This is a genomic window from Streptomyces sp. NPDC052299 (genome assembly GCF_040679335.1).
GTDB lineage: Bacteria > Actinomycetota > Actinomycetes > Streptomycetales > Streptomycetaceae > Streptomyces.
This window is the reverse complement of record NZ_JBFAUP010000006.1, coordinates 327,553-341,316: the sequence shown is the minus strand read 5'-3', so window position 1 is coordinate 341,316 and position 13,764 is coordinate 327,553. Positions and strand designations below refer to the sequence as shown.

Genomic DNA, 13,764 nt, shown 5'->3' with positions numbered 1-13,764 from the left:
GCTGTGACGGCGGTCACCCTTGCGTGCATTTCGTTCATACGTTTTCGGCCAGGCACACTTACCGGCATGCGTTTTCCCCGTACCCGACCGCGCAGCCTGGCCGGCCAGCTGTTCGCGTGGCAGGTGGTGCTGGTGGCGGCGGTCGTGGCGGGGTGCGCGTTCTTCGCGTACGTCTCCGGGCGCGGCCAGGCCGAGGAGACGGCGGAGCGGCAGGCGCGGGCGGTGGCCCTCTCGGTGGCCGGATCGCCGTCCGTCCGGGAGGCGATCCGCAGCGACGACCCGTCCGCCGCGCTCCAGCCGTACGCGGAGCGGGTGCGGAAGGACACCGGGATCGCCTTCATCACGATCATGAGCCCGGACCGGGTCCGCTGGACGCACCCGGACGCCGACCGCATCGGTGAGACCTTCCTCGGGCACACCGCGCGGGCGCTGCGCGGGGAGACCTTCTCGGAGACGTACACCGGCACGCTCGGGCCCTCGATCCGGGTGGTCACCCCGGTCCGCGACGGCGGCCGGATCACCGGCCTGGTCAGCGCGGGCATCACCGTGGACCGGGTCTCCTCGCAGGTGCGGGCGCAGCTGGGCGCCCTGGCGCTGGCGGCCGGCGCGGCCCTGGTGCTCGGCGGGCTCGGCACGTACGTGATCAACGCGCGGCTGCGGCGGCACACGCACGGGATGAACGCGGCGGAGCTGAGCCGGATGCACGACTACCACGAGGCGACCCTGCACGCGGTGCGCGAGGGGCTGCTGATGCTGGACGGGCAGCGCCGGATCGCCCTGGTCAACGACGCGGGCCGGGAACTGCTGGGCCTCGCCCCGGGCGCCGTCGGCCGCCGGGTGGCCGACCTCGATCTGCCGGCGCCGCTGACCGGGGCGCTGCTCGCCTCCGAGGAGCGGGTGGACGAGGTGCACCTGACGGCGGACCGGGTCGTCGTCGTCAACACCCGTCCGGTGGTCGGCGGCGAGCGGCGCGGGACCGTGGTGACCCTGCGCGACCACACCGAGCTCCAGGCGCTGTCCGGGGAGCTGGACTCGGAGCGCGGCTTCACGCGGGCGCTGCGCTCCCAGGCTCACGAGGCGGCGAACCGGCTGCACACCGTGGTCTCCCTGATCGAGCTGGGCCGGGCGGACGAGGCGGTGGGCTTCGCCACGGCCGAACTGGAGCTGGCCCAGGCGCTCACCGACCGGGTGGTGGGCGCGGTCGCCGAACCGGTGCTCGCGGCCCTGCTCCTCGGCAAGGCGGCCCAGGCGAACGAGCGGGGCGTGGAGCTGGTGCTCGCCGAGAACAGCCTGATCGACGACGGCGCCCTGCCCGCGTCGCTCCCCGCCCGCGACCTGGTGACCGTCCTCGGCAACCTGATCGACAACGCGGTGGACGCCGTGACCCGGGAGGCGGCCGTGCCCGGCCGGCGCGGCCGGGTCACGGTCACCGCGCTCGCCGACGGGGGCGAACTGCTGCTGCGGGTCGCGGACAACGGGGCCGGGGTCGACCCGGCGGACGCGGCCGAGGTCTTCCGGGCCGGCTGGTCGACGCACGGCGCGGGGCGCGGCCTCGGCCTGGCCCTGGTCCGGCAGGCGGCGCACCGGGGCGGCGGGACGGTGACGCTGGAGCGGGGGCCCGACGGGGGCGCGGAGTTCACCGTACGGCTGCCGCTGACGGCGGGGGTGCAGGCGTGATCCGGGTGCTGGTCGTCGAGGACGACCCGGTCGCGGCGGACGCCCATCGGCTGTACGTGGGCCGGGTGCCGGGCTTCGCGGTGGCCGCCGTGGCACACTCGCGCGCCGAGGCGGTCCGGGCGCTGGAGCGCACCCCGGTCGACCTGCTGCTCCTCGACCTCTATCTGCCCGACGGGCACGGGCTCCAGCTGCTGCGTTCGCTGCGGGCGGCCGGGCACTCGGCGGACGTGATCGCGGTGACCTCGGCCCGTGACCTGGGCGTGGTCCGGGAGGGGGTCTCGCTGGGCGTCGTGCAGTACGTGCTGAAGCCGTTCACCTTCGCCACGCTGCGGGACCGGCTCGTGCGGTACGCGGAGTTCCGGGCGGCGGCCGGTGAGGCGAGCGGGCAGGACGAGGTGGACCGGGCGCTCGCCGCGCTGCGGGCCCCGGGGCCGGCCCGGCTGCCCAAGGGGCTGAGCGGTCCGACCCTGGAGTCGGTGACCGGCGCGCTGCGGGCGGCCCCGGACGGCCTGACGGCCTCGGCGGCGGGCCTGGAGCTGGGGATCTCGCGGATCACGGCGCGCCGCTATCTGGAGCACCTGGTGACGGCGGGGCGGGCGGTGCGCAGTCCGCAGTACGGGCAGGTGGGGCGGCCCGAGCTGCACTACCGCTGGCGGCCGGAGGGACGCTGATCCGGGGCGGCCGGAGGGGCACCGAACGGACGACCGGTCCCGTGGTGCGGCTTTTGTGCCTAGGACCTTCCTATGAGCCGTGTTCTCGGGCGAACACACCGTAGTCAGCGGAACTCCCGCCTCCTTACGGTGTCCCCGTGCACCCCTCTCCGCCTTTCGACGCCCCCGCCGCGCGAAGACTCCGCGAGGCCCTGGGCATGGCTCCCGGCCACGTCGCCTACGGCCTCGGCGCCCAGTACGGACTACGGATCACCGCCGAGACGGTGGCCGCCTGGGAGCGTGGGCTCGCGCTCCCCTCGGAGTACGAACTCACCGCACTGGCCGGGGTGCTGTGGTGCGCCCCGGGCGAGCTGCTGACGGCCGCGCGCAGCCTGCGCGAGCACCGGGTCTCCCGGGAGCTGTCGCCGGACGAGCTGGCCGCCCGGGTGGGGATGGCCGCCTCCGCGTATCTGCGGATGGAGGAGTCGGGGCGCTGGCGGGGCAACGAGCGCCAGTCCGCCGCGCTGAGCGAGGCGCTGGGCCTGACGCCCGCGGACTTCGTGACGGCGACGGGGCGCGAGGAGGAGCTGGCGGACCTGCTGCGCAGCGCGGTGACGACGCGGTGGCAGGCGTACGCGCGGCCGGTGGCCAAGGTGGCGCCGGTGGACCGGCGCCGCGTCCAGGAGGTCCTGGAGCGGCTGCACGGCGACTACCAGGCGCTGATGGTCTCCACGCTGAGCTGGAGCAGCGCGGGCACGGACCGGCCGGGCAACACCGGCGAGGAGGGCCGGGCCTTCCTCGCCGGGATCGTGCCCCGCTTCTGGGAGGCGGCCGGCCTCCCGGCGTAACGGGCTCAGAAGACCGACTCGGCCTCGTGCATCCGGTCCAGCGGGACCGTCTTGAGCTGGGTGACGGCCTCGGCGAGCGGGACCATCACGATGTCGTTGCCGCGCAGCGCGGTCATCCGGCCGAAGTCGCCCCGGTGCGCGGCCTCCACCGCGTGCCAGCCGAAGCGGGTGGCGAGGACGCGGTCGTACGCGGTCGGCGTGCCGCCGCGCTGGACGTGGCCGAGGATGACCGGGCGGGCCTCCTTGCCGAGCCGCTTCTCCAGCTCGACGGCCAGCCGGTTGCCGATGCCCTGGAACCGCTCGTGTCCGTACTGGTCGATCTCGCCCTTGGCGTACGGCATGGAGCCCTCGGCCGGGTGCGCGCCCTCGGCGACGCAGATGACGGCGAACTTCTTGCCGCGCGCGAAGCGCTCCTCGACCATCTTGACCAGGTCGTCCACCTCGAACTTGCGCTCGGGGAGGCAGATGCCGTGGGCGCCGCCGGCCATGCCGGACTCCAGCGCGATCCAGCCCGCGTGGCGGCCCATCACCTCGACCACCATCACGCGCTGGTGGGACTCGGCGGTGGTCTTCAGACGGTCTATGGCCTCTGTCGCGACGCCCACGGCGGTGTCGAAGCCGAACGTGCGGTCGGTGGAGGAGATGTCGTTGTCGATGGTCTTCGGGACGCCGACGACGGGCATTCCGGCGTCCGCGAGCATCCGGGCGGCGGTGAGCGTGCCCTCGCCACCGATCGGGATCAGCGCGTCCATGCCGTAACGGCGGCTCAGCTCGGCGCAGTTCTCGGCGGCCTCGCGCAGCCGGGCGCGCTCCAGGCGGGCCGAGCCGAGGATGGTGCCGCCGCGGGCGAGGATGCCGCTGACCGCGTTCAGGTCGAGGGGCCGGAAGTGGCCGTCGAGGAGGCCCTTGAAGCCGTCCTCGAAGCCGATGACCTCGTCGCCGTGGCCGACGACGGCCCGGTGGACGACCGAACGGATCACTGCGTTCAGGCCGGGGCAGTCGCCGCCTGCGGTGAGAACTCCGATGCGCATCCTGCTGTATCTCCTGCTCGCTGGGCCCGTCCGTTGGCATCCGGTACGGGGGCTTCTTCCGCCTCCCCCGTACCGTGAGTCACGACGAGTGTCCCACGCCGGGCGTGCGGCTCGCGCTCCCGGCTGCTCCGGGGCGGCCCGCGGGCGCCTTCGCGGGGCGGTCGTCCGGCGGGCGGCCCCTCCGCCCCCACGGGTATCGTCAAACGGGCGATTACCACTCGAACCGGGCACCATACCGGACCAGAGACGACGGGAGAGCACGCGTGACGCGCAGCGTGTACGTGACCGGGATCGACCGGGGAGACGGCCGCCAGGTCGTGGACCTGGGCGTCATGGAGCTGCTGACCCGCCAGGTGGACCGGGTCGGGGTGTTCCGCCCCCTGGTCCACGACGACCCCGACCGGCTGTTCGAGTTGCTGCGGGCCCGCTACCGGCTCTCCCAGGACCCGGGCACCGTCTACGGGATGGACTACCACGAGGCGTCCGCGATCCAGGCCGAGCAGGGCACCGACGAACTCGTCTCCCGGCTGGTCGAGCGCTTCCACCGGGTGGCCGTCGACTACGAGGTGGTCCTCGTCCTCGGCACCGACTTCGCCGCGACCCAGCTCCCGGACGAGCTGGCGCTCAACGCCCGGCTGGCCAACGAGTTCGGCGCCTCGGTGATCGCGGTGGTCGGCGGCAAGGACCAGAACGCGGAGTCGGTGCGCGCCGAGACCCGCAACGCGTACCGGGCGTACTCGGGCCTGGGCTGCGACGTGCTCGCGATGATCGTGAACCGGGTGGCCCCCGCCGACCGGGACGTCGTCGCGGAACGCCTCACCGCGACCCTGCCGGTCCCCTGCTCGGTGCTGCCGGACGAGCCGGCCCTCTCGGCGCCGACGGTCGCGCAGATCACCGCGGCCCTGGGCGGCACGGTGCTGCTCGGCGACGACTCCGGGCTCGCCCGGGACGCGCTGGACTTCGTCTTCGGCGGGGCGATGCTCCCGAACCTGCTGAAGGCGCTGACCCCGGGGTGCATGGTGGTGACGCCCGGGGACCGCGCGGACCTGGTGGTCGGCTCGCTCGCCGCGCACAGCGCCGGGACGCCGCCGATCGCCGGGGTGCTGCTGACCCTGGACGAGCGGCCCGGCGAGGAGATACTCACGCTGGCCGCGCGGCTCGCACCGGGCACCCCGGTCGTCTCGGTGGCCGGCGGCTCCTTCCCCACCGCCGCGGAGCTCTTCGCCCTGGAGGGCAGGCTGGGCGCGGCGACCCCGCGCAAGGCGGAGACCGCGCTCGGCCTCTTCGAGCGCCATGTCGACACCGCCGCCCTCCTCGACCGGATCTCGGTCGCCCGCAGCGGCCGGGTCACGCCGATGATGTTCGAGCACGAGCTGCTGGAGCAGGCGCGCGCGGACCGGCGCCGGGTGGTGCTGCCGGAGGGCACCGAGGAGCGCGTGCTGCGCGCGGCCGACGTGCTGATGCGCCGGGACGTCTGCGACCTCACGCTGCTCGGCGACCCGGACGTCGTCCGCAAGAAGGCCGCCGACCTCGGCATCGACCTGGCCGGGACCCAGCTCATCGACCCGCAGACCTCGGAGCTGCGCCAGTCGTTCGCCGAGCGGTACGCACAGCTGCGGGCGCACCGCGGGGTGACGGTCGAGCTGGCGTACGACGTGGTGTCGGACGTCAACTACTTCGGCACGCTGATGGTGCAGGAGGGCCTGGCCGACGGGATGGTCTCCGGCGCGGTGCACTCCACGGCGGCGACCATCCGGCCCGCCTTCGAGATCATCAAGACCAAGCCGGACGCGTCCATCGTGTCCTCGGTCTTCTTCATGTGCCTCGCCGACAAGGTGCTGGTGTACGGCGACTGCGCGGTCAACCCGGACCCGGACGCCGAGCAGCTCGCGGACATCGCCGTGCAGTCCGCCGCCACGGCCGCCCGCTTCGGCGTCGACCCGCGGATCGCGATGCTGTCGTACTCGACCGGGACCTCGGGCACCGGCGCCGACGTCGACAAGGTGCGCGAGGCGACGGACCGGGTGCGCGGGAGCCGCCCGGACCTGAGGATCGAGGGTCCCATCCAGTACGACGCGGCGGTCGAGCCGAGCGTGGCCGCGACCAAGCTGCCGGAGTCGGAGGTGGCCGGGCAGGCGACGGTCCTGATCTTCCCGGACCTCAACACCGGCAACAACACCTACAAGGCCGTGCAGCGCTCGGCGGGCGCGGTGGCGGTCGGCCCGGTCCTCCAGGGGCTGCGCAAGCCGGTCAACGACCTGTCCCGGGGCGCGCTCGTGCAGGACATCGTGAATACCGTGGCCATCACGGCGATCCAGGCCCAGGGCGAGGAGTGACCCGCATGACCACCCCGAACACCGAAGACGCGGCGGCCCGGAAGCCGGGCTGGGTGCTCGTGCTCAACTCCGGCTCGTCCTCCGTGAAGTACCAGCTGCTGGACATGGACGACCGCTCCCGGATGGCGTCCGGTCTGGTCGAGCGGATCGGCGAGGAGACCTCCCGGCTCGTGCACACCCCGCCGCCCGGCCGCGGCGGGCCCCGGGAGCGCGAGGGCCGGATCGCCGACCACGACGAGGCACTGAAGGCGGCGGCCGAGGAGCTGGCCGCCGACGGGCTCGGCCTGGACTCCCCCGAGCTGGCGGCGATCGGGCACCGGGTGGTGCACGGCGGCCTCCGGTTCACCGAGCCGACCGTGATCACCGACGAGGTCCTGAAGGAGATCGAGCGCCTGGTCCCCGTGGCACCACTGCACAACCCGGCCAACATCACGGGCATCCGCACCGCCCGTTCGCTGCGCCCGGACCTGCCGCAGGTGGCGGTGTTCGACACGGCGTTCCACACGACGATGCCGGAGTACGCGGCGCGGTACGCGATCGACGTGGAGACGGCCGACGCCCACCGCATCCGCCGCTACGGCTTCCACGGCACCTCGCACGCGTACGTCTCCCGCAAGGCGGCCGAGCTGCTGGGCAAGGAGCCGGCGGACGTCAACGTCATCGTGCTGCACCTGGGCAACGGGGCGTCCGCGTCGGCGGTCGCGGGCGGGCGGTGCGTGGAGACGTCGATGGGCCTGACCCCCTTGGAGGGGCTGGTGATGGGTACCCGGTCCGGGGACATCGATCCGGCCGTCACCTTCCATCTGAAGCGGGTGGCGGGGATGTCGGCGGACGAGATCGACGTCCTGCTCAACAAGAAGAGCGGCCTGGTGGGGCTGTGCGGTGACAACGACATGCGGGAGATCCGGCGCCGGGTGGACGAGGGCGACGAGCGTGCCGCGCTCGCCTTCGACATCTACGTCCACCGGCTGAAGAAGTACATCGGCGCCTATTCGGCGGTGCTCGGCCGGGTGGACGCCGTGGTCTTCACGGCGGGGGTGGGCGAGAACTCCGCCCCGGTACGGGAGGCTGCCATCGCCGGTCTGGAGGAGCTGGGCCTCGCGGTGGACGCGGATCTCAACGCCGTACGGTCCGGCGTGCCGCGGCTGATCTCGCCGGATTACGCCCGGGTCGCGGTCGCCGTGGTGCCGACCGACGAGGAGCTGGAGATCGCCACCCAGACCTTCGCACTGGTCGACAACTGAGCGGCCCCCCGCCCTTTTGTATCTTCCACCAGCCGGAATATTCCGCAGTGAAACAAACCGATAGGATCCGCCTCATGCGCCGTTCCAAAATCGTCTGCACCCTCGGCCCCGCCGTCGACTCCCACGAGCAGCTCGTCGCTCTGATCGAGGCCGGCATGAGCGTGGCCCGTTTCAACTTCAGTCACGGCTCCCACGCGGAACACCAGGGTCGTTACGACCGGGTCCGCAAGGCCGCCGCCGAGACCGGGCGGGCGGTCGGCGTGCTCGCCGACCTCCAGGGCCCGAAGATCCGCCTGGCGAAGTTCGCCGAGGGTCCGGTCGAGCTGGTCCGCGGGGACGAGTTCGTCATCACCGCCGAGGACGTCCCCGGGGACAAGTCGATCTGCGGCACGACCTACAAGGGCCTGCCCGGTGACGTCGCCAAGGGCGACCCGATCCTGATCAACGACGGCAACGTCGAGCTCAAGGTCGTCTCCGTAGACGGCCCCCGGGTCCACACCATCGTCATCGAGGGCGGGGTGATCTCCGACCACAAGGGGATCAACCTGCCGGGTGCCGCGGTCAACGTCCCGGCCCTGTCCGAGAAGGACGTCGAGGACCTGCGCTTCGCGCTCCGCATGGGCGCCGACCTGGTCGCGCTCTCCTTCGTCCGGGACGCCAACGACATCAAGGACGTCCACAAGGTGATGGACGAGGAGGGCCGCCGGGTCCCCGTCATCGCCAAGGTGGAGAAGCCGCAGGCCGTCGAGCACATGGAGGGCATCGTCATGGCGTTCGACGGTGTGATGGTCGCCCGTGGCGACCTCGCCGTCGAATATCCGCTGGAGAAGGTCCCGATGGTGCAGAAGCGCCTGGTGGAGCTGTGCCGGCGCAACGCCAAGCCGGTGGTCGTGGCGACCCAGATGATGGAGTCGATGATCACCAACTCCCGCCCGACCCGCGCCGAGGCGTCCGACGTCGCCAACGCGATCCTGGACGGCGCGGACGCGGTCATGCTCTCCGCGGAGTCCTCGGTCGGCGCGTACCCGATCGAGACCGTCAAGACCATGTCGAAGATCGTGGTCGCCGCCGAGGAGGAGCTGCTCTCCAAGGGCCTCCAGCCGCTGGTGCCGGGCAAGAAGCCCCGCACCCAGGGCGGTTCGGTGGCCCGCGCGGCCTGCGAGATCGCGGACTTCCTGGGCGGCGAGGCGCTGGTCGCCTTCACCAAGTCCGGTGACACCGCCCGCCGTCTGTCCCGCTACCGCGCCGCCCAGCCGATCCTGGCCTTCACCACGGACGAGGCCACCCGCAATCAGCTGGCCCTCAGCTGGGGCGTCGAGGCGCACGTCGTCCCGCACGTGGACAACACGGACGCGATGGTGGACCTGGTCGACTCGGAGCTGCTGAAGCTCGGCCGCTACAACGCCGGTGACACGATGGTCATCACGGCCGGTTCGCCCCCCGGCGTCCCCGGCACGACCAACATGGTCCGCGTCCACCACCTGGGCGGCCAGGGCTGACCTGCCCGTCGTGGGCGGTGCCCCCGGTTCCGGAGCGCTCCGGGACCGGGGGCACCGCCGCATCCGGGCTCAGACCGGCGGCAGCAGGTCGCTCGCGCTGACGGTGCAGCTCAGCGCGGGGTACGCGAAGTCCGTCTCGCCGTTCTCGCGGCGCCGCAGCCCGTAGAACGCGCGCGCCCGCTCCTCGTCCGCGAGCGTGAGCGGTACGCCCTGCGGGAGGTACGGCACCCCGTCGCGGAAGCGGAGGAGGGTCTTCGACGTCCGGAACGTGAGGCCCAGCCACTCGTTGTCCCCCGGCCCGCCCGCCGGGTCCGCGACGATCCGGTGCCTCAGGCGCCGGTTGGCCGCCACGGAGAAGGCGACCACGCCGTTGTGGACGAGCGGGATCTCCAGCACCCCGGCGTCCGGCTGCTCCTTCGCCTCGAAGACCAGCTTCCGGCGCGGGTCCGCCTCCGGGTCCCGGTAGCAGGAGAAGACCGCGATGTACGAGCCGTCCGCCAGGTCGAGCGCCTGGTCGCAGTGGCGCCCCATCGTCGTGTACGCGCTCGTGTAACGCTCGGCCAGCGCGTTGTCGAAGGCGGCCGGGAGCCCCGCGCGCTCGCGCACCTCCCGGGCCAGCCGCTCGTGTACGTCCCGGAAGCGCAGCGCGGGACGCGCGTACCGCGTGGTCGTCCGTACGAGCGGTACGCCGCCCTCCGCGTCCGGCCTGGTGAGCACGGCGCCCTTCCGGCCCTTCCCGACGTCCTCCATGGGCGTCGCAGCACACAGCTCCGCGAAGCGGTCCCCCTCCCCCGGCAGCGAGCACCGGACGATGTCCTCAGATCCGGGGAGCACGGTAATCCCCCGCGTTCATGCTGAAGCGGAACCGGTCGCCGTACTCGATGAACGAGGTGGACCGGTTCTCCTCGGCGTACAGCCCGCGCAGCTCCGCCATGCCCGCCTCGGTGGGCTGCTCCAGCTCCACGGGGCCCGCGGCGCCCTTGAGGTACGTACGCCCGTCACGGTGCACGGCCTCGGTGCTCGAACAGCGCACCACGTATCCCAGCCGGGTCGGCAGGTGCTCGGCGTTCAGCGTGGAGGGCCGGACCTCGTGCGTGTACAGGCGGTTGGTGGACAGCGGCATGAAGAAGACGGACCCGGGGTGGAGCGTCAGCGTGAACTGCGCGGGCCGGTCCTCGCGTTCGGCGGCCGGGTCCTTGAGCCGGAAGCGCAGCCGGGTCAGCGCGCTGGCGCGGCCCACGCCGTAGTCACGGGGGTCGTCGGCCATGGGGCTCAGCCCGTCGAGCCGGTCGTAGAAGGTGCAGAAGGCCATGATGCCGTTGCGGGGCATGTCCTTGGTCTTGTCGGCGTGCGACGAGATCCGGGCCTTGGTCTGCTTCCGCTCCGTGGTGGCGCGGGTGTTGTGGTACGTCTGCGCCAGCACGTGGTTGAGCGGCGCGTGGTCCCGGAAGAGCGTGGCCGCCTCCCGGTTCAGCGCGTCGACGATCTCCGTGTCGGTCGCGCGGAAGTTCTCGGTCGGCCCCGAGAGGTTCGTGGAGCACCGGAGCAGCCGGAAGTGCAGCGCGTCCCCCTCGCGGGTGACGGGCGTGAGGTAGATCCCGGTGCGGTGCGCCGTACCGGCCTTGGTGGACTCCGTCAGCGACTGGAACGCGTGCTCGGCGCGGATGCGCCCGAAGTGGTCCTCCCCCGGATCGAAGAACCGGGGCCGGTAGACCCCGACTCCCGGTCCGTCCCCCGCTGCGATACGCGCTTCCCCCGGCTGTGCCGCGTACAACGAACTCACCTGTCCCCCGCAGACCTTGACGAGCATGGCGACGGCCCGCACCCCGTGGGGCGGCGGGCCGTGGCCATGCTACCGAGCGGCGTCAGACGCCGTCCTCGGTGAAGTAGTTGTGCAGTCCCGGGACGGTGAGCGTGCCGCCGAACTGGCCGGCCTGGGTGACCTTCACCTTGGTGAAGAAGGCGAACGGAACGTTGAGCGGGGGCGGGGTCTCCGGGCTGAAGGTGATCGGGATGAGGCCGAAGAGGTTGCCCTTCAGCTCCTCCGTGTACATCGTCACCGTGCCGTTGCGGATGGTGGAGGTGGAGCCCTTGCGCGCCTGCACGTGGCCCGTGGTGCCCGGGATCGGGCCGGTCGTCTTCTGGTGCAGGTCCTTGATGTCGATCGAGGACGCGGTGAACTTCAGCACCTTCTTGGTGGCGCCGTCGCCCGTGCGCACCTCCACGATGCCCTTGTAGTCGAGCCCGTTCAGGGTGAGCAGCGAGCTCTCCAGGATCCACGGGTCGGTGGGCAGGTTGGGGATGCCCGGCTCCAGCTTCGCGTTGGCCAGGGCCTCCGGGTCCGCGGTGGGGCACGGGAACGGCTCCTTGGCGCCGTCCGGGATGTCCTCGTCCTTCTTGGCGTCGGTGCCCTTGACGTCCTCGTCCAGCTCCTCGACCGTCCGGCCCGCCTTGCCGGCCGCCTCGCGGATGGCCTCGGTGGTCTGGTCGACCGTGCCCTTGGCCGCGTCGGTGGTCTGCTTCGCCGGAGCCTCGTCCTTGGTGTCCTCCGAGGGGGACGCGGACGGCTTCGGGGAGGCCGTGGTGGGGCTCGGGGACGGGCTCGCCGTCTCCTTGTCCGGGCCGTCGAAGAGGTCCTTGAGCGCGTCGCCGAGGCCCAGCGGGTCGAGCGGATTCGTCGTCTTCGTGGGCGACGGCGTGGCGGCCGGGGTCTCGGCCGGTGCGGCGTCGGTGCTCTTCTTCGCGGTGTCGGTGCTCTTCGCGGTGTCGTCCGCCGAGCCCGTGGCCGTGGGCTTCGGGGTCGCATCGCCGGTCGCTCCCGGCGCCGGCTTCGCGCTCTCGCTCGTGGCGGGGGACGGCGTCTTCGACGCGGACGGCGTCGGGTCCGCCGACTCGCTCGGCTCGTCCGAGCGCGTGACGCAGGGGCCGGGCGCGAAGGGGATGTCCGTCGAGTCGTCGGCCATCGCCAGCCGGGGCGTGAGGCCCATCCCGACGAAGACCGCCGTCGGCATCGCGGCGAGCGCGAACGCCTTCTTGCCCGCGGGCATGTGGAGCTTCGTCAGCAGCGACTTCCTGGGGGCGGCGTGGCGGGGACCTCTGCGTTCCCGGGTCCCGCTCTCGTCCGCGCCGTTCATCTGCTCGTCGTCACCCCGCACGGTGCCTCCCGCCCTCGGTCTCGACCGTGGTGTCGTACGGGGCAGCCTGCTGCTCGGGGATGCCCGCGCCGTGCAGCGCGCCCTCGGGAAGCGGCTCGTCCTTCGCGAACGAGACGGTCTCCGGGGCCTCCTCGGCGGAAGCGGGCTCCGCCTCCGACGGGGGTACGCCCGGGGCCCAGGACACGGAGAGCGCGCCGCCGAGCAGGGCGAAGATGAAGCCGATGAGGAAGCCGCCGATGTTGGCGACGGGTATGGAGATGAGGGCCAGCAGAATCGCCGCGACACCGGCGAACACGCGGACGATGCTGTGGAACCACATCGTCAGGCCCAGCGTGACGAGCAGGACACCGATGATCAGCGAACCGGCCCCGGCCGTGGTGGACATCGCCAGCGTCACGTTTCCGAGGTGCATGTTCGCGTACGGGAAGTACATGATGGGCACGCCGCCCAGCATGGTGAACAGTCCGGCCCAGAACGGCCGGTCACCCCGCCAGGTGCGGAAGCCTCGCCGGGCGACGGAGAGGTAGTGCTCGTTCTGCCCTTGGGATTCGGGGCTCATGGAAAACAGCTCCCTGGGAACCGGTACTGCTGTGAGAAGGAGAAGGGTGGGCGGCCGGGGACCCGTGGTGCGCCCCCGGCCGCCCGGGCTAGTGCCCTAGTAGCACTCGTTGACGCCCTTGGACAGCGACAGCTTCAGGCCAGGCAGCTTGAACGTTCCTGCCGTGGTGGCCCACGCCCGCTGCTGGACACCCGTCAGCTTGGCGGTGTCCGCCCGCTGCGCGAACCCGTTCGGGTTGACGTACTTCCCGGCGTCGGGCTGGATGCCCGGGTTCTTCAGGTCGCCCGAGCGCACACCGATGTCGATGTTGCCGAACTCGGCGTCACCCTTGAGCTCCGAGACGTCGAGGTAGAGCCCGGTGGCGTCGACCTTCTTGTCGGTGTCCTTCGGGTCGCCCGCCTTGAGCCGCAGCGTGATGCTGCCCAGCCCGAACGGCAGGTTGGGCGTGACCACCGACTGGCACATGTTGGTGATGGTGGCGTGACGGAACCCGGAGACGGCCACGGCGTGTGCCTTGCCGTTGTCCTTCGTGGGGTCGGCGCCGTCCTCGGTCGCGATGCTGCCGTACTGGACGAAGCCCTCGCCGTTCAGCTCCTGCGCCGTGACCTTGAACTCCTGGCCCGACACGCTGAAGGACGCGGCGAGCGCGCCCTGAGCCAGACCGACGCCGACGGCGGCGGTGGCTATGACGCTCGGCACCATGACGACAGCGAAACGCTTCCATCTCGTGCCACCGCGAACCTGGGAACTCATACTTTTCCTCCT

12 protein-coding genes are annotated in these 13,764 nt (G+C 72.3%); 6 read left to right on the top strand and 6 right to left on the bottom strand.

Features of this window, described 5'->3' with window-relative positions; genetic code table 11:
* Positions 1-66 precede the first annotated feature (66 nt).
* From AB0L33_RS13395 to AB0L33_RS13385, 3 genes are all read left to right on the top strand, one after another.
* Positions 67-1,677: an ATP-binding protein gene (locus tag AB0L33_RS13395; RefSeq protein WP_365680678.1), complete on the top strand. Its 1,611-nt coding sequence runs from the start codon at positions 67-69 to the stop codon at positions 1,675-1,677.
* Positions 1,674-2,348: a response regulator gene (locus AB0L33_RS13390; protein ID WP_365680676.1), complete on the top strand. Its 675-nt coding sequence runs from the start codon at positions 1,674-1,676 to the stop codon at positions 2,346-2,348. The genes AB0L33_RS13395 and AB0L33_RS13390 overlap by 4 nt, the downstream gene beginning before the upstream one ends.
* Before the next feature lie 197 nt (positions 2,349-2,545).
* A complete protein-coding gene (locus tag AB0L33_RS13385; RefSeq protein ID WP_365680836.1) occupies positions 2,546-3,175 on the top strand; it encodes a helix-turn-helix transcriptional regulator in 630 nt (209 codons plus the stop codon).
* 5 nt (positions 3,176-3,180) lie between these two features.
* Here AB0L33_RS13385 and AB0L33_RS13380 read toward each other — a convergent pair whose 3' ends face one another.
* The gene (locus tag AB0L33_RS13380) at positions 3,181-4,206 is read right to left on the bottom strand and encodes an ATP-dependent 6-phosphofructokinase (RefSeq protein ID WP_365680674.1); all 1,026 of its coding nucleotides are present in this window, start codon (positions 4,204-4,206) and stop codon (positions 3,181-3,183) included.
* Positions 4,207-4,469: 263 nt separating this feature from the next.
* On the opposite strand from AB0L33_RS13380, the gene pta reads away from it, so the two are divergent.
* The 3 genes from pta to pyk all read left to right on the top strand — a co-directional run bounded on the left by pta (position 4,470) and on the right by pyk (position 9,285).
* The gene (gene pta / locus AB0L33_RS13375; RefSeq protein WP_365680672.1) at positions 4,470-6,542 is read left to right on the top strand and encodes a phosphate acetyltransferase; all 2,073 of its coding nucleotides are present in this window, start codon (positions 4,470-4,472) and stop codon (positions 6,540-6,542) included.
* 5 nt (positions 6,543-6,547) lie between these two features.
* Positions 6,548-7,786 carry an acetate kinase gene (locus AB0L33_RS13370; protein WP_365680670.1) on the top strand — a complete coding sequence of 413 codons (1,239 nt, stop codon included), beginning with the start codon at positions 6,548-6,550 and terminating at the stop codon, positions 7,784-7,786.
* A gap of 74 nt (positions 7,787-7,860) precedes the next feature.
* Positions 7,861-9,285 carry a pyruvate kinase gene (pyk, locus tag AB0L33_RS13365; RefSeq protein ID WP_365680667.1) on the top strand — a complete coding sequence of 475 codons (1,425 nt, stop codon included), beginning with the start codon at positions 7,861-7,863 and terminating at the stop codon, positions 9,283-9,285.
* 69 nt (positions 9,286-9,354) lie between these two features.
* Here pyk and AB0L33_RS13360 read toward each other — a convergent pair whose 3' ends face one another.
* The 5 genes from AB0L33_RS13360 to AB0L33_RS13340 all read right to left on the bottom strand — a co-directional run bounded on the left by AB0L33_RS13360 (position 9,355) and on the right by AB0L33_RS13340 (position 13,701).
* Positions 9,355-10,119 (bottom strand): hypothetical protein, encoded by a 765-nt coding sequence (locus tag AB0L33_RS13360; protein ID WP_365680666.1) that lies wholly within the window; start codon positions 10,117-10,119, stop codon positions 9,355-9,357.
* A complete protein-coding gene (locus AB0L33_RS13355) occupies positions 10,103-11,059 on the bottom strand; it encodes a hypothetical protein (protein WP_365680834.1) in 957 nt (318 codons plus the stop codon). The genes AB0L33_RS13360 and AB0L33_RS13355 overlap by 17 nt, the downstream gene beginning before the upstream one ends.
* 91 nt (positions 11,060-11,150) lie before the next feature.
* Positions 11,151-12,440 (bottom strand): hypothetical protein, encoded by a 1,290-nt coding sequence (locus AB0L33_RS13350; protein WP_365680664.1) that lies wholly within the window; start codon positions 12,438-12,440, stop codon positions 11,151-11,153.
* Positions 12,430-12,999 (bottom strand): DUF6114 domain-containing protein, encoded by a 570-nt coding sequence (locus AB0L33_RS13345; protein WP_365680662.1) that lies wholly within the window; start codon positions 12,997-12,999, stop codon positions 12,430-12,432. Before AB0L33_RS13345 ends, AB0L33_RS13350 begins: the two co-directional genes overlap by 11 nt.
* A 96-nt stretch (positions 13,000-13,095) precedes the next feature.
* Positions 13,096-13,701, bottom strand: coding sequence for a DUF6230 family protein (locus AB0L33_RS13340; RefSeq protein ID WP_365680832.1), 606 nt, complete (start codon positions 13,699-13,701; stop codon positions 13,096-13,098).
* Between the last annotated feature and the right edge of the window lie 63 nt (positions 13,702-13,764).